Genomic DNA, 17,978 nt, shown 5'->3' with positions numbered 1-17,978 from the left:
CGGATCAGGGTGTCCCGGCGGGTGGGGTAATCGTGACGTCGCGCGATACGGTGTTGCCGGCCAGGTCGCTGGCCTTGATCGTGACGGTCACGATTCCGGTCACGTCACCCAGGTCAACGAGTGCCACCCAGGTGTCTGTGCTCGTCTGGAACGGGCCGTGGATTGTGCCGCCCGACGATAGGATCTCGATGTCATCGATGCCGGTGTTGTCGTTGGCAGTGAAGCGCAGGGTCGGCATGCGGCGCGCCGAGATGAGTGTTGGCGTGACGGTGACAACCGGAGCGATTGTGTCGATCGCGAGCGCGCGCCAGACGGCTGCCGCGATCGCTTGATGGCCGGCGTTGGTGGGATGGACGTCCCACGGCGCGAGCGTGTAGTCGCTGATATGGCCGGCGAACTCGCTCGAAACGTCGGCGACGCGCGCGCTGGATGCGGCAGCTCCGGCGGCAATAACATCATTGAATCTGGCGATCCACCAGGCATCGGATTCAACAATCGATGAGTCACCGGACGAGAGATCGTAGGAATTGGTGACGATGATTGGGATGTCATTTCCGACTGCGCTGCGGATGTCGGATAGCACAGCAGGATAGGCCGAGGTGAAGCCGTCGAGCGCCGCCTGTCTATCCGTGGACCCTCTGCCGGAAACGTGAAGCATGTCGTTCCCGCCGAGCGATACGGTGATGGCTGAGATGGGTGTGTTGCCGCGATTTAACCGGTCGACGAGGTCGTGAAAGCGGGAGAGTTGGCCGTCATCACGAAATGATGTGACCGTCTCTCCGGGCGTAGCAAGGTTCTCAAGCGTCACGATTCGGCCAGATTCCCGCGAGATGAGGTCGCGGATGAGGGCGGAGTATCCTCGCTCGCGAGGCAGGCTCGAGCCGATACCCGCCGCGATCGAATCGCCCAGTGCGATGTACACGGTCGATCCGGACGAGACGGCCGGCCGACTGCTGACGATCCATCCGCAGCATAGCAACGTGAGAATCGCGACGTAGATGAGCGGTTGGCGCGTCATCACATGCTCCCTGCGAGACGCGTGACGATCGGCAGCTGCTTCTGGAACAGCTCGATGAGAGCCGGATCGGTCAGTGCATTGGCGACTGATTCAGGCGGCAGAACAATAGCGCCCGGAACGGACGCGCTGCCCGGCAGGCTTGTCGCGAGAAGGTAGACCGCTCGCCCGGCTGGTGTGTCGTCAATCATTCCTGCCCAGCCGGCGATGGTTGTCGACCCGCCGAGTGCGCCACCTGCCGCGCGAAGCACGGCGTCGGACACGGTCTCGGGGGGACAGATCGGAGTGACCGGAAACGAGAGGCCGGCTGTGTCGTCCGACGCGAGCACCACACCCTCGCCAGGCACCACGATGATCGTTCCGGCCGAGTTGATCGGATGGCCCGCTCGCTCGCCAACAAGGGCCTTCGATCTCCCCACGCATGCGGGCATACGTGGCTGGGAGAAGCTCCGGCATGACCATCGTGTCCCCGAGGATCGGCATGAAGTTGGCGTCGCCTGTCCAGCGGGGAACGACGTGCATGTGCAAATGATCGGCGACACCAGCTCCTGCGACGGAGCCGAGATTCAGACCGACGTTGAAGCCATCGCAACGAAGTATCCGGCGAGACGCCTCGACAGCAAGGCTGGCCAACTCGAGGAGCTCGGCGCGGGATGCGGCGTCGAGGTTTTCAATGGTGGAGACATGCTGGTACGGGACGACCATCGAGTGGCCGGAATTGTAGGGATAAAGGTTCAGCATGATGAACCCGTGGTCGCCGCGGTGGAGGATCAGCATCTCTCGATCGTCGCCGGCTGCCAAGGCGTTGCAGAACACGCAACCCGGCTGCCTGGCGCCGTCAACATATGTCATCCGCCACGGGCTCCAGAGTCGTTCCATCGAGCATTCCCTACGCGTCGAGCGCGGCAGCACTTTCCGGATCGTAACAGACTGGCCGGCCGACGGATCCGCGCCTGGCCGGGATGATCACCGCCGGAGCGTACGTTCGCGGATGAGGAGAGTCAGGTCGACAATCGAGTGTGCTATACTGCCCAGTTGGATGCCACGGTGCTTGGATCGCATGACTTGATGACACGAAGGTTGTCGTGGCGAGCGGACGGCTTGACAGAGAAACACTGATCGCCTTGGCGGTGAATGACCGCCGCGAACACTGGCCGGTCGCGGAGTCGCCTTACTGGCTTGTCGTTGCAGTTCGACTCGTCTCCGACGCGCTGCTCGTCTTCGCGGGCTTCTATCTTGCGTACTGGATGCGGTATTCGCTGCACATCGGCGGCGAAGTGCCAGCTTGGGCGTTCCAGCCGTTCGCATTCTTTTCATCCAAAGCACTATTGCTGACAGCGCTCATCATCGTCATATTTCAGGTTCGTGGAATCTACCGCCAACCAAGGTGGACGTCGTTTCTCGATGAAGCGATGTCGATTGCCAATGGTGTGACGACAGCAATGGCGCTTGTCGTCCTCTACTCTTTCCTTCAACGGTTCTATCCATCGCGTTTGCTGTTCATCTACGCATGGCTGCTGATCATCTCGTTTCTGATCGGTAAGCGACTGCTCGTGCGGTTCGTTCGGGTGCGCTTGTGGGTGCGGGGAATCGGCGTCGATCGGGTGCTGGTTATTGGCTCCGGCAAGGCCGGCGAACGGTTGATGCAATGGCTATTGAGCCAGCCGCAACTGGGCTACAGCGTGGTCGGTTTTGTCGACGATGATCCACCGGCGGATGGTTGGGCGATCGCGACCGAGCGAAAAGTCGTCCGCCCGCGCCATCTTGGTACCGAGGCGGATGTTGGCGCCCTGGTGCGGGAACATGACATCGACGAGGTGATCATCGCGCTACCGACGACGTCGCAGGGCAAGATCATGGCGATCGTGAATCAGTGTCGGGCAGCTGAAGTCGAGTTCAAGCTGGTGCCGGACCTGTTCGAGTTGGCGATGGACAAGGTCAACATCCACGATGTTGCTGGCCTGCCACTGATCGCACTGAAGCCGGCCGAGATTGCCGGCCTCAACTTCGCCGTGAAGCGGCTCATCGATCTGGTCGTCGCGTCCACGATCATCGTCATTGCGGCGATTCCGATGGCGCTGATCGCGTTGGCGATCAAGCTGGATTCTGACGGGCCGATTCTCTTCAGACAGGTCCGGGTTGGACGCAATGGCCGGCATTTTGTCTGCTACAAGTTCCGGACGATGGTCCGCGACGCCGAGAAACAACAGGCGGACCTCCAGCGGGCGCACAACATGGATGGCCGGCTGGCGAAGCTGAAGGAAGATCCCCGCCGGACACGGGTGGGGAAGCTGCTACGACGGACCAGCTTCGATGAGCTCCCGCAGTTCTTCAACGTCGTCAAGGGCGAGATGAGCGCCGTCGGTCCGCGTCCGCCGGTCCCGTCCGAGGTGGCGGAATATGATGAGTGGCATCTCGGACGGTTGCTGGTAACTCCCGGACTGACCGGGTTGTGGCAGGTTTCAGGCCGGAGCAACCTCACGTTCGACGAGATGGTTCGGCTTGACCTCTACTACGCCGAGAACTGGTCGCCGTGGCTGGACATCACGATCATGCTCCGGACGATCCCGGCAATTCTGACGGCGCGTGGCGCATACTAGCGGCATGATGCAGCAGATCGCGACCACTCAGACGCCGGCTGCCACGGCCGCCCGCCTGCCGGGACGGACCGTCCTCGTCCACGACTACCTGAATCAGCATGGGGGCGCTGAACGGCTGCTGGAGGTCATGCACGATCTGGCGCCTGAAGCGCCGGTCTTCACGTCGATGTATGACCCCGATAGCCTGCCTCCGACATACCGCGCGTGGGACATACGGACGACCTGGATGAACCGGCTGCCGGGTGTGACTTCATCGCACCAGCGCTATCTGCCCGTCTATCCGCTGGCGTTTGAGCAACTTCGATTGCCAGATTGCGATCTCGTCCTGTCGTCGTCAAGCGCGTTCGCGAAGGCAGTTCGTCCACCGATCGGCGCCGCGCATGTGGCCTACATCCACTCACCGATGCGCTTCGCCTGGAACCTCGATGGGTACGTCGAACGTGAGCGAATAAAGCCAGCCATGCGCGGGGCGCTCAGGCCGCTGATGGCAGCGATGCGCAGCTGGGACCGCCGGACCGTCGATCGAGTCGATCGCTTCGCAGCCAACTCGACGGCAGTGCGCGATCGCATTCGTTCGTTCTGGGATCGTGATTCCACGGTCATCTTTCCGCCAGTCGATGTCGAGCGATTCGTTCCTGCGCCGCGTGATGAGGTTGGCGACTATTTCCTGATGGTGTCACGGCTGGTGCCATACAAGCGGTTTGATCTCGCGATCGAGGCTTTCAACGCGCTGGGCCTGCCACTGTGGATCGTCGGAGATGGACGCGACCGTGAAGCACTCAGCCGGCAGGCAGGCGAGACGGTGCAGCTGCTGGGTCGTGTTGATGACGCTGATCTCGCCGGCCTGTATGCGCGCGCGCGCGCAGTCGTCTTCATGTCGGAGGACGACTTCGGCATTGCTCAGGTCGAGGCGCAGGCGGCCGGCCGGCCGGTGATTGCGCTGGGGGCAGGTGGCGCGCTCGATACTGTGGTTGACGGGGGGACGGGCGTTCATGTCACTGAGCAAACAGCGGACAGCCTGATCGAAGCGATCCGTCGTTTCGAGCGGCTGACATTCTCTGTGGATCGCAACGTCGCGCATGCGCAACAATTCTCGAAGGAGCGATTTTCTCGGGAACTCGTCGCTCTGGTCGATGAAACGCAGGAAGGTCTGCGAGCCGGAAGGTCGCAATTGTGGAATTAAGCTACTACCTGCGCGCGCTGAGGCGGCGTTGGCCGATTGTCGTTGGTGTTCCGTTGGCGGCCCTGCTTGTGGCGCTGATCCAGCTGGCGACATGGAGCCCTACCTACACGACAATGGTGCGGGCGCGCGTTATCTACCAGGACAATCAGCCACCGACGAACGCCTTCGAATACGGCGGCTTCTACACGTTCGGCGCAAGTGAGTACAACATCGATGATCTGGTCGAGGTTGTCCGAGGCAATGTCTTCGCTGGCGCTGTCGCCACCCGGCTGACGACAGCCGGCGTGCCGGTCAGCTCGGATCAGGTGAGCCGGGCGATTGCCAGCGACCGGACGCATCGCATTCTGACTGTGAGAGTGACGTCCGGGGATCGGGCGCGGGCCGTCGATATGGCCCGGGCCGTGTCGGACGAGCTGGAGCTCGACGCAACGGCGTACCTCGGGCTGGACAAGCTTCACTCGACGGCGCTGATCGATATCGTCGAACGGCCCTACAGCGCATCGCCCGATACGAGCCGGGTGATGCTGCTACTGGCGCTGGAGGTGCTCGCGGGCATTGGCGCTGGCGTTCTGGTTGCCTTCCTTGTCGACTACCTCGATGACACGCTGCGCGACCCGGAGACACTGACGGCCACGTTGGGCGTGCCGCATCTGGCGACCGTCCCGGTGGGGGGGCAGCGATGATGCGGCCGGAGGAGATCGCTCTGGCGGTCGCCCGCCGTGCGTGGATCATTGTTCTCGCAGCACTGGCCGGCGGGCTCGTCGCCTACGTCATGACGAGTCAACAGCCGAAGACCTACACGGCGAGCGCGCGCCTGATGGCGGTAGCCCAGCCGCCGGACTACTGGATCGACTTGTACGCCAAGAATCGGCTGGCGTCGTACAGGGACCTGATCTCCACCTGGACGTTCATCAATCAGGCGCTCACGGACATGGGAACCGACATCCCGGTCGAGGTGGCCGCGCCGAAGGTTGCGGTGTCCCACAACCCGGATGCCAACACGGTTCAAGTTATCGTGACAGACACCGACCCGCAGAGAGCAGCGACGATCGTCAACGCGCTGGCGGATGAGTTTGTCCGGCAGACAGACGCACAGAACGCGGAGATTCTGTCACGTCCGAGGCCAAGCTCTCAGCAAGCGCCAGCCGTTGTTACGATTCTGAAGCTGGATACTCCTTCGGCGCCCACGACGCCGAGCGGACCACGGGTGAAGGTGAATGCCGTGGCCGGCGCAGTAGCGGGCGGTCTGGCCGGCGCGTGCGTCGTATTCCTGCTTATCTATCGCGACGACACGCTAAAGGGCCGCGCCGATCTGGAGCGATACCTGGGGCTGCCAGTTCTGGCGTCAGTGGCCCAGGATGGTGGCAGATGATCGAGGAGAGTCTCACAGTGAAGGCCGAGACACGCACCATGCCTGACGGCCCGGGCGACGAAACCTACCGCTTGCTGCGTTCCACCGTGCGATTCACGACGGGCGAGCGGCCCGTGCGCTCGGTGTTGGTCGTTGACATTGACCGGGCGACGTCCAGTGACGTCGCGCGTCGGCTTGCCGAGTCGTTCAGCATGGCCGGCGATCGCTGCGTTCTCGTGGAGACCGACAGCCGTGGTGGCACGAAGGCGGCAGGGTTCTCGGATCTGATCGACGGCGCGTCGCTTGACGGGATCGCTGTCGACAGTGAAGCGCACAGTCTCGCGGTTATATCGGCTGGACGCGCGACGAGTGCGGACACACTGTCAGCGGACGGGGTTGATGATGCGCTGAGCAAGCTGCTCGAACGCTTTGAGCACGTCATTCTCACCTGCGCGCCCATGCCGCAATTCGCCGACGCCCTGGCACTCGCGCCATTAGTCGACGCGGTAATTCTGGTCGTGTCATCCGGCAAGACACGGCGACAGAAGGCGATCGATGCCCGAGACGCTCTCCGGCGCGTTGGCGCGAACATTCTCGGCGCCGTGCTTTCAGAAGAAAAGCGCGGACGATTTCGATAACCGGGCGCTAACGGCATGTCGACATGGTATTCCGAACACGACGCCTGTTCTCTCCCGCTCGCAGATGCATCGTAGCGGGGGCGTGCTAGACTGCGCCAACGCCTGTCTCTGATCTCCCGCCAAACGTGTGCCCGTGCCGAGAGGGTTTGCCCGTGCTTGCCAAAGTGCTTAGCTGCGCGACGATCGGTCTCGAAGGGGTGTTGGTCGAAGTCGAGGTTGCCGCCTCGTCGCCCCATGGCACGCCAGGTATCGTCGTCGTGGGTCTGCCCGACGCGGCGATCCAGGAATCGCGTGAGCGGGTGCGAGCGGCGATCCGCAGCAGCGGCGGTCGAGTGCCGAGCGGCAGGATCGTCGTCAACCTTGCGCCGGCCGATATCCGAAAGGAGGGGCCGGCCTACGATCTGCCGATTGCGGTTGGCCTGTTGCTGGCAGGCGGCGGGTTGGTCGCGGATCTCGACGATGCGATCGTTGTCGGGGAGCTATCGCTGGACGGCGCGGTGCGTCATACGACCGGCATCTTGCCGATGGTCGCACTGGCGGCGCGGGAAGGTATACGCAGGGCGTTCGTGCCGGCGGACGACGCCGACGAGGCCGCGCTGGTCGATGGGATCGATGTGTATCCCATCGACTCGCTGGCTGGGTTGATCAAGCACCTTACCGGGGTAGCATCAATCCCGGTATACCGGGGCGTCCCGATTTCGCAGGATGACACCCCGATTATGGCGACTGATTTCGCAGTCGTTCGCGGGCAGGAGCATGTCAAGCGGGGTCTGGAGGTCGCAGCAGCCGGGGCGCATAACGTCCTGCTGTCGGGTCCGCCGGGAACTGGAAAGACGCTGTTGGCGCGTGCTCTGCCGTCGATCTTGCCAGCCCTGGAGCGCGAAGATGCGATCGAGGTGACGAAGATCCTCTCCGTTGCCGGAATGCTTTCCGCGGGGAAGCCTCTCATGCGCGAGCGGCCGTTTCGCGCTCCGCACCATACCGTGTCGTACGCGGGGCTGGTCGGCGGCGGGCGCTTCCCGAGGCCGGGCGAGATCAGCCTTGCGCACCGAGGCGTGCTGTTTCTCGATGAGCTACCGGAATTCGGGCAGAACGTGCTGGAAGTGCTGCGCCAGCCGCTGGAGGATCGCGTTGTCACGATCTCGCGGGCGAGCGGCGCGGTCACGTACCCTGCCAACTTCATCCTGGTTGGCGCGATGAATCCCTGCCCGTGTGGCTATAACGGCGATCCGGAGCGGGACTGCGCCTGTTCGGCAGGCGCGATCGCGCGGTATCAGAAGCGGATCTCCGGCCCGCTGTTGGATCGAATCGACATCCACCTCGACGTGCCACGGGTGGATTACGAGAAGCTGGCCGACCGGCGGGCCGGCGAGCCGTCCGCCACGATTCGCCAGCGGGTCGAGCAGGCCCGAGAGCGGCAGCGGAGCCGGCTCAGGGGGACGAGCCTCCGGACGAACGCGGATATGGGACCACTTGAGATCCAGCGTCACTGTCATCTCGATGACACGAGCGAGGCGTTAATGCGGGCGGCAATGCGCCAACTGCAGCTCTCGGCGCGTTCGTACCACCGCATCCTCAAGCTTGCCCGGACGATTGCTGACCTGGCCAATGAGACCGACGTCCGTTCACACCACCTGGCCGAGGCGTTGCAGTATCGGCCAAAGATCGCCGTCGGCTGAGCGTGGCCTCGTTCGCCAGCGGCCGACCTGCCACCTGGAGCGGTGACAGAGACGGCCGGCCGGCGCGGGCTGCCCGGGGGGCTTACCTGGTCAGGCGTGCTCGGACGAATCGCGATCCTCGTGAGGTGTCGGGCCTGGGTCGGAGAGGTCAGATTCGCTGAAGCGGCGCAGGACACGAACATTCAGATCGTCGTGGCACAGGATCTGGCAGGAGAGTCGCGTGCCTGGAGCGAGCTCCTTCTCGCGAGCTAATCGCGTCTTCTCGCGTTCGGTCATCTCACCAGAGTCACCATCGAGCACCTCGACGCGGCAGGTCGTGCACTTCGCCAACCCTCCGCAGCGGTGGAGGACGTCCACGCCATTGTCCATCAGCTCGAGGACGAGCCGCCTTCCCGGCGTAGCCTCGAACGTCGCGATTCCCTCGGCCGTGATTGTCGGCACTGTCGCTCTCCCCTTCAATATGAACTCCACGCGTACGTCGGGCACAGGTATCGAGCCCCTGTGCCCACAGAGGATTATCCACGGATCGTCCAGGATACGTGTCCTGCGAGGTCAACGGACCCGAATTGTCGCCGCCAGCCCGTAGTGATCGGACGGAGTCAGGCGAGGATCTTCGTCGGCGGCCTGGTCGAATGTTACCCAGGCGTCGAGAACGTCAATCTGCTCGCTCACGAAGATATAGTCGATGACCTTGGGCTCGCTGCCCCATGTGACGCTGAGAGGTGAGGGGACCGTCGCGTCGGGCTCGCGACCATGAACCGCGGCGAATGCCGACCGGAAGGTGTCCTGGAGGCGGGCGATTGCCGGCTCGTCCGGGGTGGCATTCAGGTCGCCGACGATGACGCAAGGATGGCTCGGCCGGCGAGCAATTGCCTGAAGAATCACGTTGATCTGGTCGAGACGTTCGGCGGTGCTTTCGTCGGCGTGGCTGAGGTGTGTATTGTAGAAGTCAAGAATTGTGCCTGCGTCCATGGCAACTGTGACTCGTTGGGCTACGCGATCACCACTGCGGAGATCGATGCGATCCCATTCGACGATTGGAAGCCGGGTCAACACGCCGATCCCCTCCCAGAAGTGGCGGGGGCCCGTCTTCCAGGCAGGCTGGATATGGTAGCGGCTACGCTCGTGGAAGGCTGGGGTCGTTCGGACAAGCTGACGTGCCTGCCTGGACGGCCGGCGAAGCTCCTGGACGCCGAGGAGATCGGGGGCCAACGCCGAGAGCTGCTCGAACAGCAGGGGGCGGCGTTCCGGCCAGCGATCGGATGTGTTTCGCAGGTTCAGTGTGCCAACGCGAAGTTCCCGGAATTGCTTCATTGTCTCTCCTGCCACGTCAAGGGGTGAGGCGTGGTTCATAATACCCGGATAGGTAGCCAGCCATGGCGGTGGATTCGGTGTGCCGGGGGATCGGAGTTGACGCGCGGTCCATCGATGTCTAGCCTCTTCTCAGGCCGGAGAACCGGTGATGTCCGCGGGATCCGGTCGCGAGCGCGACTGGAGGGTCTCGCCGGCACATGTTGAGTCTCACCAGGGGGTCAGAGTGGCGAAGGTCGTGTTTGATCGCGTAACGAAGATGTTCAACTCGTTCGCCGCAGTGGACAACCTGAGCATCGAGATCGACGATGGGGAATTTCTTGTGCTTGTTGGCCCGTCTGGTTGCGGAAAATCAACGGCGCTTCGTTGTCTTGCCGGATTAGAGGAGATCTCTAGCGGACGAGTCTATATCGGAGATAGAGACGTCACTTATCTGGATCCGAAGGATCGCGATATCGCGATGGTGTTCCAGCACTACGCGCTGTATCCGCACATGTCGGTGCGCGACAACATGGCGTTCGGACTGAAGCTGCGAAAGATGCCGAAGGAGGTTGTGACGGCGCGGGTCAACGACGCGGCCCGGATCCTCGGTATCGACCAGCTGCTTGATCGCAAGCCGCGGGCGCTCTCGGGAGGACAGCGCCAGAGAGTTGCGCTGGGGCGGGCCATCGTTCGCGAGCCGCAATGTTTCCTGATGGACGAGCCGTTATCGAATCTGGATGCGAAGCTGCGCGTGCAGACTCGGGCCGAGATCATCAAGCTTCAAAAGCGACTGGGAACGACCACGATCTACGTCACCCACGATCAGACGGAAGCGATGACGATGGGTGATCGGATTGCCGTGATGAACGTCGGGCGCCTTCAGCAACTAGACACGCCGCAACGTCTCTACGACCACCCGGCCAACCGGTTCGTTGCGACGTTCATCGGGAGTCCCTCGATGAACGTGTTCATGGTCGATGTCTCGTCGGATGACGGACGTATTGTTGCGTCGGCGGGTGGGTTTCGTCTGGTCCTTCCACTCGGGCGGGTGGGACGGCTGACACCGTACGTGGGGAAGAAGCTGCTGCTGGGAATTCGACCCGAGCATATGCAGGTGCGCGAGTTCGCTGAGACGGCTCACGAGGGCAACGTTGTGCGGATGCCGGTGGAGCTCGTCGAGCCGCTGGGCGCGGAGACTCTGATTCACGTCGCAGGCCCAGATGGAGAGACGCTGGTGGCGCGCGCCGACCCGCGGACGCGGGCGCATCGTGGGGATATGATTGAGATTGTTGTCGATACGCAGCACGTGCATGTGTTCGACCCGACGACCGAGGAGTCGTTGATACTCGATCCGGCATCGGTTGCCGTGACCACGGGCGTGGCCTAGCGGTTGAGCAGCCGCTCGATTGCGCTTCGGTTGGGCAGACCTGGTTCAGCCCCTCGGACCATCACTGCTGCTGCCCCCGCGGCGCAGGCGAAGCGGACTGCTTCGTCTGGCGCCTGCCCCTCGACAAGGGCGATTGCGAGAGCCGCGCAGAAGCTATCGCTCGCGCCGGTCGCATCTACCGCCTCGATCGCTGGCGGAAGCTCGTGGCCGGCCTGTCCGTCGATTGCCCAGGCCGCGCCTTGTGCGCCGAGAGTAATGACCGCGCCTCGCCGGCCACGGGCCAGCAGCTGAGCGGCGGCAACCGGGCTGTCGATGCGATTTCCGATAAGGCTCCGGGCTTCGATTTCGTTGGGTGTGATGATCCCGCACACATCGATCAGTTCGGGAGTGACACCTCGAGCGGGCGCTGGATTCAGCATGACGAGCGCGCCGCTTCGCCGCGCCTCGCGGGCGGCCGCGATTGACGTGGCAACCGGAACCTCGCCCTGAATGAGCAGCAGGCTGCAATCGGGGAGGTCGTCAACCGCATCTTCCGACAGGCACGCGTTGGCAGCCGGGGCGTGGATAAAGGCAACGTCGCCATCCGGAGCAACCATTGGGATTGCAATTGATGTCGGAATGTCGGGGATGGTAACCATTCGGGACGTGTCCACCCCCTCGGATTCCAGCGCGACGATGAACTGTCGCCCATAGGCGTCGTCACCGACTGCCCCGACGAGAGTGACTTTTGCCCCGAGTCGCGCCAGCGCAACTGTCTGGTTGTACCCCTTGCCGCCACGAAACGTGTCGAAGCCCGTCGCGACGACCACCTCGCCGGGTTCGGGCCGCTTCGGAACCAGGAAGCTCAGGTCCATCACCAACGAACCGACAACGATGGCGCGAAGGGTCATCGACGATGCTCTGATCCCCGGGTGTCGTGTTCTCGCAGGGCAGTGACGTGCAGCCCTGAGGCGAGCTTGCCGCCGTCGTAGATGCGGTCCTCGAGGTAGGCAAGTCGCCAGGTTACGAGGAAGACGCCGCGGGTGGCCAGCTTGACGAGAGGGATCGGCAGATGACCCTTCCCACCTGCAGACCGCTCGCGCTGCCAGTAGTCGACGATGTCGTGAATCTGCCCGACAAGATGGAATGAGTGCCGGACGTCGGTGACGGTCAGCCCGGAATCCCAGACAAGCTGGAGGACATCGGCTTGCTGGAAGCGCTGAATGTGGCCGACGTGATCCTCCTTCCAGCGGTGGATCGGTATGCGGCGACCGTCGCGTAACGCCCGGTAGAGGGTGCCCGGCTGGTCTTCCAGTGGCACGAAGAAGTGCAGGACTCCATCGCGAGCGAGGACGCGCCGGCATTCGGCGATCATCGCTGCCGGGTTGGGGACGTGCTCGAGCAGGTCGAAAAAAACGACGGCGCTGAAGGATTCGTCCGCAAACGGTATGTGCTGGGCATCCATCACCAGGTAATCGGGCGGTCCGCCGATCTGAATTGCTTCCGCGATGGCGACCTGGCTGAGATCGCCTGCAATGACATCGAGATCTGGTCGCGCAGTGGCGAGGGCCCGCGCGTAACGTCCGGCGCCAGCGCCGAGGAGGAGCAGGCGGCCGGCGCGGTCACCGATGGCCTCCAGCGCGCGATCGAGCCGCAACTCGGCGAGGTTATGGTCGCCGGGAAGGATTTCGTCGCGGCCCTGGATCTTGCTGGGATCGTCGATATCGTAGCCCGATTGGTCGGTATCTGTCATCGGCCGGCGGCTTTCGTGTGGCGCGCGTCGAAGGCGTCGGTCACGGCGTCTAGCGTCGGGACGACGACATCCGGCACAATACCAGACTTTTCGATGTCCGGAATGCCTGACACGCCGGTCAGAACAAGCAGTGTCTGTGTCCCAGCATTCATGCCGGCCAGGATATCGGTGTCGAGACGATCCCCAACCATGAGTGTTCGCCTGTCCGTCGTGCCCATGATCTCCATGCACGAGCGGATCATCTCCGGGCTCGGCTTGCCGATAACGACCGGCTGGACATCGGTTGCCGCCACCAGCGCAGCAACGATAGCGCCAGAGCCCGGTATCAACCCTTCCTCGGTTGGAAATGTGCGATCGCTATTGGTGGTGACATAATCCGCGCCGGCGCGGATGGCGAGGCAGGCGAGCTTGAGGTCGTCGTAGCGCAAGTCGAAATCGGCGCCAGAGACGACAACCCGTGGGTTGTGAGTGGCCGGGATGAAGTACCCATCGCCGAACACCGCGTCCTGAAGCGCCTTCATTCCGACGACGTAGATTGTTGTGCCTTGCGGGTAGGTGTGCCGGAGGTAGGAGGCTGTCGCGATCGCTGATGTGACGATGCGGCTCTCGGGAGCATCAATGCCCATGCCGGCGAGCTTCTGGACGTAATCCAGTTGTGTCTTCGTCGCGTTGTTCGTCGCCATCGACCACATGACCCCAGCGGCGTCGAGCGCGGCCAGGAATGCAGGGACCTCGGGAATCAGCGTGTCACCGCGATAGATGACGCCGTCCATGTCGAGGATGCAGCCATCGATCGCTTCTGCCCAGTGCTGTGTCAGCGTCGAATGGCCGAGAACGGTAGACTTGTCGTTCACCCTCGTTGTCCCCCGGTTCAGATGTGGCCGAAGCGGCCTCGATCGCGCCTGCGCCCAACGATAGCCAGTACGATCGTTGGTGACAACTCTGTCGTCGGGGACCCTCCGGACTGTATCACGGATGTGATTCCCCGCCGGTATACTGCCGCCGACTGCAGCAGTGGAACAAGTGGAGGCGAATGTGGACGACCAGCAGGTTCAGCGAGTGCTTGCCGAGATCGACGAGAGCGAGACGATTCATCTTCTCCAGGCGCTGGTGCGGGATGATGCGTCGGTGAACCCGCCGGGGGACGTGCGCGAGTCGGTTCGCATCTGCCAGGCGAAACTGGCGGCCGAAGGATTCGAGACGGAGATCATCGGCGATCTGGAGATCATGCCGAACCTGATTGCAACGCTTCGACGTGGCAATGGTCCGACGCTGCTGTTCAACGCTCATGTCGACGTCGTCCCGACAGGAGACGTAGGCGCATGGTCGTATCCGCCCTTCGCAGCGGAGGTGGCCGGCGGGCGCGTCTACGGACGCGGCGCGGGAGACGACAAGGCGAGTGTGACAGCCCAGGTGATGGGCGCGATTGCGCTGGCTCGGTCGGGTGTGGAGTTTGGCGGGACGCTGATCGTCAATGTCGTCGCCGACGAGGAGACTGGCGGCAAGCATGGCGCGCTGTATGTTGTCGAGAACATCGCGACCCGGCCGGACTATGTCATCGTCGGCGAACAGACCCTCAGCATGGTTGCCATCGGTGAGCGCGGGTTTGCCAGCACGCGAGTGATTACCCGCGGCCGGGCCGCGCATGGCGCGCTACCGTGGGAGGGAGCCAACGCGATCGAGGCGATGGCCGAGGTTATCGTCGCCTTGCGAAGGGAATTGTGGCCGGCGCTAGAAGGACGGCTGAATCCATATTTCCATCACTCTTCGGCGTCGATCAACATGATCTCCGGCGGCGTCAAGGAGAATGTCGTGCCGGATTTCTGCAGTATCTACATCGATCGACGGATCATCCCCGGTGAGAATCCGGTGGAGAATGTCGGCGAGATTCGAGAGATCGCCGAGCGAGCGATTGCGGGAATCGACGGAGTTTCGGTTGAGGTCGAGGGGCTCGGGCTGGGGGCGGCCTCGATGAGCGATCCAGAATCGCTGGCCGTGCGAGCGATGCTCGCGGCGAATGAGCGGCTGGGGCTTTCGACAGCGCTGACCGGATTTTCGATGGGGACCGACGGCCGTCATTTCGCGGCGGCGGGGATCCCGACGATCATCTACGGCCCTGGCGATCCGAAGCTGGCCCATATCCCGGATGAGTGGGTTGGCGTCGAAGAAGTGATCCAGGCTGCGCGCGCCTACGCGCTGACGGCGCTCCAGGTGCTGGCGGCCGGCTGAGAGGAGCCTGGACTACCTGCTATTCGTCCCCGCGCTCCAGGGTCCGATCGAGACTGGTCGCGAAGCCGAAGACGATTAGAAAGAGGATGGGGAAGATGAGCAGGAGGAGAATCAGCCCGCCGATCTGAATAGCCGCCTTGATCAATTCGAGGATCATGTCCATCGTCGCACCGCACTTCTGATCGATCGTGCCGCCGCGATCGGGAGAACGGCAACGGCGACCGGCCGAACACCGGTCGCCGCAAGTATACCGTTCATGTGGCCACGTCAGGCGACAATGGCAGCTCCTGAAAGGGCACTGCTGATATTCAAACCGCTGCTCCCTCGGGTGATAGCGACGGTCTCGCCGTCGCGAATCTCACCAGATAGAAGCTTCATCGCGAGCGGGTCGAGCATCTCCTTCTGGATAACGCGCTTGAGCGGCCTTGCCCCGAAGGCAGGATCGTAGCCCCGATTGGCGATCCACTCACGTGCTTCCGCGGTGATCTGCAGCTCGATATCGCGGTTCTTCAACCGCTGCCGAACCTGCTGGAGCTGAATCTCAACAATCTGCTGGATCTGATCGCGAGTCAGCGCTCGGAAGATCACGATCTCATCGATCCGGTTGAGGAACTCTGGCCGGAAGTTCGCGTGCAACGCCTCCATCACTCGCTCGCGAGCTTCGTCGTCGCTGGACGAGAGGATGTAGGTCGAGCCGAGATTGGACGTCATGATGATCACGGTGTTGCGAAAGTCCACCGTTCGTCCCTGACCGTCGGTCAGCCGGCCATCATCGAGAACCTGGAGGAGGATATTGAACACCTCCGGGTGCGCTTTCTCGATCTCGTCGAACAAGACGATCGAGTAGGGCCGGCGACGCACAGCCTCGGAGAGTTGCCCCCCTTCCTCGTAGCCGACGTAGCCCGGAGGCGCGCCGATCAGGCGCGAGACGGCGTGACGTTCCATGTACTCCGACATGTCGATTCGCACGATTGCCTGGTCATCGTCGAACAGGAACTCGGCAAGCGCGCGAGCAAGCTCGGTCTTTCCCACGCCAGTCGGGCCGAGGAAGATGAACGACCCCAATGGCTTGTTCGGATCGGACAGGCCGGCCCGAGCGCGACGGATAGCGTTCGAGACAACGTTGATGGCTTCGTCCTGGCCGACAACGCGCAGATGCAGCCGCTCCTCCATCTGGACGAGCTTCTCGATCTCACCCTCGACAAGGCGGCTGACCGGGATCCCCGTCCAACGGGCGACAACCTCGGCGATGTCGTCGGCGCTCACCTCCTCCTTGACCAGCCGCTTCGAGCGGTCCTGCTGCTCGATCGCGTGCTCGGCAGTCGCGAGCTGCTTCTCAAGCTCGACGAGCCGTCCGTATTGAAGCTCGGATGCGCGCCCGTAGTCGGCCTGACGCTGGACGCGCTCGATTTCCTGGCGGGTTTGTTCGATTTCGGACTTCAGCGTGGCCAACTGCTGGATATTCTGGCGCTCGTGATCCCACTGAACAGTCAGCGCGTCGCGTTGTTCCTTGAGGTTGGCGAGATCGGATTCCAGCTCGTCCAACCGCTTTCGGGACGCCTCGTCACGTTCCTTGCGCAGCGCCTCGCGCTCGATCTCCAGCTGCATGACGCGACGGTTGATCTCATCGATCTCGACCGGCATGCTGGTGATCTCCATGCGCAGCCGGGACGCCGCTTCGTCCACCAGGTCGATTGCCTTGTCGGGCATGAACCGGCCGGTGATGTACCTGTCGGCCAGGACGGATGCGGCGACGAGTGCGCCATCGGTGATCCGGACGTTGTGATGGACCTCGTAGCGATCGCGAAGCCCCCGCAGGATACTGATCGTATCCTCGACCGACGGCTCTCCGACGTAGACGGGCTGGAACCGACGTTCCAACGCGGCATCCTTTTCGATGTGCTTGCGGTATTCATCGAGAGTCGTCGCGCCGATCGCGTGGAGCTCCCCACGAGCCAGCATCGGCTTGAGCATGTTGCTGGCGTCCATCGCGCCTTCGGCCGCGCCGGCGCCGATGACAGTGTGGAGCTCGTCGATGAAGACGATGATCTCACCTTCGGAATCCGCGATCTCCTTGAGAACCGCTTTCAGTCGTTCTTCGAACTCGCCGCGATACTTGGCGCCAGCGACCATACTGCCCAGATCGAGCGCGACAACCCGCCGGTCACGGAGCCCCTCGGGGACGTCGCCTCGGACGATCCGCTGGGCGAGACCTTCGACGATGGCGGTCTTGCCGACGCCTGGCTCGCCGATTAGGACGGGGTTGTTCTTCGTCCGGCGACTCAGCACCTGGATGACGCGGCGAATCTCGTCGTCACGGCCGATGACCGGATCCAGCTTGCCAGCGCGGGCAGCGTCGGTCAGGTCGCGCCCGTATTTCTGCAGCGCCTCGTACCGGTTCTCGGGGTTCTGGTCGGTGACGCGTTGCGATCCGCGGATCTGGGTCAACGAGTTCATCACTGTTTCGCGCGTGATGCCACGCTGTGTCAGCAGGCGGACGGCTTCGGTTCGGGATGCCGTGTCGAATGCCGCGAGGAGCAGGTGTTCGGTGCTGACGTACTCATCTCCGAATGCCCGCGCTTCATCCTCCGCCTTCTGGAGTAGTGTGCGCAAATTGCCGCTCAGCGTCGGCTGTGCGGAATACTGAAGCTTCGGCGCTCTGTCGAGGATCGACTCCAACCCGCTGGCGATCTCGGCCGGCGAAACGCCAGCCCGTTCGATGACCCGTGGAACGACGCCATCCTCCTGGGTGATCAGCGCATAGAGGAGTTGATCGACGTCGAGCGTCGCGTGCTGGCGACGCTCGGTCTCCTGTTGGGCGCGAACGATGGCCGCCTGGGCCTTTTCAGTCAGACGTTGTGGATTCACCGG

At 63.0% G+C, this 17,978-nt stretch carries 17 protein-coding genes and 1 pseudogene; 8 read left to right on the top strand and 10 right to left on the bottom strand.

Translation table 11 applies throughout. The features are described 5' to 3' along the window. Positions 1 to 4: 4 nt before the first annotated feature. From V9F06_10785 to V9F06_10775, 3 genes and pseudogenes are all read right to left on the bottom strand, one after another. Positions 5 to 1,018, bottom strand: a complete 1,014-nt coding sequence (locus V9F06_10785) for an SGNH/GDSL hydrolase family protein (protein ID MEI2618087.1) — start codon at positions 1,016 to 1,018, stop codon at positions 5 to 7. Further along, positions 1,018 to 1,434, bottom strand: a complete 417-nt coding sequence (locus tag V9F06_10780) for a hypothetical protein (GenBank protein MEI2618086.1) — start codon at positions 1,432 to 1,434, stop codon at positions 1,018 to 1,020. The genes V9F06_10785 and V9F06_10780 overlap by 1 nt, the downstream gene beginning before the upstream one ends. A 97-nt stretch (positions 1,435 to 1,531) precedes the next feature. Then, a pseudogene (locus tag V9F06_10775) lies at positions 1,532 to 1,867 on the bottom strand (HIT domain-containing protein). Between the two features lie 233 nt (positions 1,868 to 2,100). Here V9F06_10775 and V9F06_10770 point away from each other — a divergent pair. From V9F06_10770 to V9F06_10745, 6 genes are all read left to right on the top strand, one after another. Continuing rightward, positions 2,101 to 3,615: an undecaprenyl-phosphate glucose phosphotransferase gene (locus tag V9F06_10770; protein MEI2618085.1), complete on the top strand. Its 1,515-nt coding sequence runs from the start codon at positions 2,101 to 2,103 to the stop codon at positions 3,613 to 3,615. A gap of 4 nt (positions 3,616 to 3,619) precedes the next feature. Continuing rightward, positions 3,620 to 4,798, top strand: a complete 1,179-nt coding sequence (locus tag V9F06_10765; GenBank protein ID MEI2618084.1) for a glycosyltransferase — start codon at positions 3,620 to 3,622, stop codon at positions 4,796 to 4,798. Continuing rightward, positions 4,789 to 5,481, top strand: a complete 693-nt coding sequence (locus V9F06_10760; GenBank protein MEI2618083.1) for a hypothetical protein — start codon at positions 4,789 to 4,791, stop codon at positions 5,479 to 5,481. The genes V9F06_10765 and V9F06_10760 overlap by 10 nt, the downstream gene beginning before the upstream one ends. Beyond that, complete coding sequence (locus V9F06_10755) at positions 5,478 to 6,170, top strand: hypothetical protein (protein MEI2618082.1); 693 nt, start codon at positions 5,478 to 5,480, stop codon at positions 6,168 to 6,170. The genes V9F06_10760 and V9F06_10755 overlap by 4 nt, the downstream gene beginning before the upstream one ends. Continuing rightward, positions 6,167 to 6,787: a hypothetical protein gene (locus tag V9F06_10750; protein MEI2618081.1), complete on the top strand. Its 621-nt coding sequence runs from the start codon at positions 6,167 to 6,169 to the stop codon at positions 6,785 to 6,787. Before V9F06_10755 ends, V9F06_10750 begins: the two co-directional genes overlap by 4 nt. A 152-nt stretch (positions 6,788 to 6,939) precedes the next feature. Then, entirely contained in the window at positions 6,940 to 8,466 is a 1,527-nt protein-coding gene (locus V9F06_10745) for a YifB family Mg chelatase-like AAA ATPase (GenBank protein ID MEI2618080.1), read from the top strand. Between the two features lie 90 nt (positions 8,467 to 8,556). Here the strand turns inward: V9F06_10745 and V9F06_10740 are convergent, their stop codons facing one another. Continuing rightward, positions 8,557 to 8,907 (bottom strand): 2Fe-2S iron-sulfur cluster-binding protein, encoded by a 351-nt coding sequence (locus V9F06_10740; GenBank protein MEI2618079.1) that lies wholly within the window; start codon positions 8,905 to 8,907, stop codon positions 8,557 to 8,559. Positions 8,908 to 9,018: 111 nt separating this feature from the next. Further along, positions 9,019 to 9,780 (bottom strand): endonuclease/exonuclease/phosphatase family protein, encoded by a 762-nt coding sequence (locus V9F06_10735; GenBank protein MEI2618078.1) that lies wholly within the window; start codon positions 9,778 to 9,780, stop codon positions 9,019 to 9,021. Between the two features lie 223 nt (positions 9,781 to 10,003). On the opposite strand from V9F06_10735, the gene ugpC reads away from it, so the two are divergent. After that, on the top strand, positions 10,004 to 11,146 hold the full coding sequence (gene ugpC / locus V9F06_10730; protein ID MEI2618077.1) for a sn-glycerol-3-phosphate ABC transporter ATP-binding protein UgpC: 1,143 nt from the start codon (positions 10,004 to 10,006) through the stop codon (positions 11,144 to 11,146). On the opposite strand, the gene V9F06_10725 is transcribed toward ugpC, so the two are convergent. The 3 genes from V9F06_10725 to V9F06_10715 are packed head-to-tail and all read right to left on the bottom strand — an operon-like array spanning position 11,143 to position 13,732. Next, the gene (locus V9F06_10725) at positions 11,143 to 12,036 is read right to left on the bottom strand and encodes a ribokinase (GenBank protein ID MEI2618076.1); all 894 of its coding nucleotides are present in this window, start codon (positions 12,034 to 12,036) and stop codon (positions 11,143 to 11,145) included. The two genes, ugpC and V9F06_10725, sit on opposite strands and share 4 nt — an antisense overlap. Continuing rightward, positions 12,033 to 12,878, bottom strand: a complete 846-nt coding sequence (locus V9F06_10720) for a class I SAM-dependent methyltransferase (protein ID MEI2618075.1) — start codon at positions 12,876 to 12,878, stop codon at positions 12,033 to 12,035. Before V9F06_10720 ends, V9F06_10725 begins: the two co-directional genes overlap by 4 nt. Beyond that, on the bottom strand, positions 12,875 to 13,732 hold the full coding sequence (locus V9F06_10715; protein MEI2618074.1) for an HAD-IIA family hydrolase: 858 nt from the start codon (positions 13,730 to 13,732) through the stop codon (positions 12,875 to 12,877). The genes V9F06_10720 and V9F06_10715 overlap by 4 nt, the downstream gene beginning before the upstream one ends. A 181-nt stretch (positions 13,733 to 13,913) precedes the next feature. Here V9F06_10715 and V9F06_10710 point away from each other — a divergent pair, with 181 nt between their 5' ends. Further along, complete coding sequence (locus V9F06_10710; GenBank protein ID MEI2618073.1) at positions 13,914 to 15,107, top strand: ArgE/DapE family deacylase; 1,194 nt, start codon at positions 13,914 to 13,916, stop codon at positions 15,105 to 15,107. Between the two features lie 19 nt (positions 15,108 to 15,126). Here the strand turns inward: V9F06_10710 and V9F06_10705 are convergent, their stop codons facing one another. Beyond that, the gene (locus V9F06_10705) at positions 15,127 to 15,264 is read right to left on the bottom strand and encodes a hypothetical protein (protein MEI2618072.1); all 138 of its coding nucleotides are present in this window, start codon (positions 15,262 to 15,264) and stop codon (positions 15,127 to 15,129) included. Positions 15,265 to 15,374: 110 nt separating this feature from the next. Then, entirely contained in the window at positions 15,375 to 17,975 is a 2,601-nt protein-coding gene (clpB, locus tag V9F06_10700) for an ATP-dependent chaperone ClpB (GenBank protein MEI2618071.1), read from the bottom strand. Positions 17,976 to 17,978 lie beyond the last annotated feature (3 nt).

The sequence above is a fragment of the Thermomicrobiales bacterium genome (assembly GCA_037045155.1).
Taxonomy (GTDB): Bacteria; Chloroflexota; Chloroflexia; order Thermomicrobiales; family CFX8; genus JAMLIA01.
The sequence above is the reverse complement of the archived record's forward strand: the minus strand, read 5'-3'. Positions and strand labels throughout refer to the sequence as shown.

Excerpts from the sequence above, each read along its gene's own strand:
- V9F06_10750 (MEI2618081.1), top strand. The coding sequence starts at position 6,167 with ATGATCGAGGAGAGTCTCACAGTGAAGGCCGAGACACGCACCATGCCT.
- V9F06_10705 (MEI2618072.1), bottom strand. The coding sequence starts at position 15,264 with ATGATCCTCGAATTGATCAAGGCGGCTATTCAGATCGGCGGGCTGATT.
- V9F06_10720 (MEI2618075.1), bottom strand. The coding sequence starts at position 12,878 with ATGACAGATACCGACCAATCGGGCTACGATATCGACGATCCCAGCAAG.
- V9F06_10755 (MEI2618082.1), top strand. The coding sequence starts at position 5,478 with ATGATGCGGCCGGAGGAGATCGCTCTGGCGGTCGCCCGCCGTGCGTGG.
- V9F06_10785 (MEI2618087.1), bottom strand. The coding sequence starts at position 1,018 with ATGACGCGCCAACCGCTCATCTACGTCGCGATTCTCACGTTGCTATGC.
- V9F06_10725 (MEI2618076.1), bottom strand. The coding sequence starts at position 12,036 with ATGACCCTTCGCGCCATCGTTGTCGGTTCGTTGGTGATGGACCTGAGC.
- V9F06_10765 (MEI2618084.1), top strand. The coding sequence starts at position 3,620 with ATGATGCAGCAGATCGCGACCACTCAGACGCCGGCTGCCACGGCCGCC.
- V9F06_10735 (MEI2618078.1), bottom strand. The coding sequence starts at position 9,780 with ATGAAGCAATTCCGGGAACTTCGCGTTGGCACACTGAACCTGCGAAAC.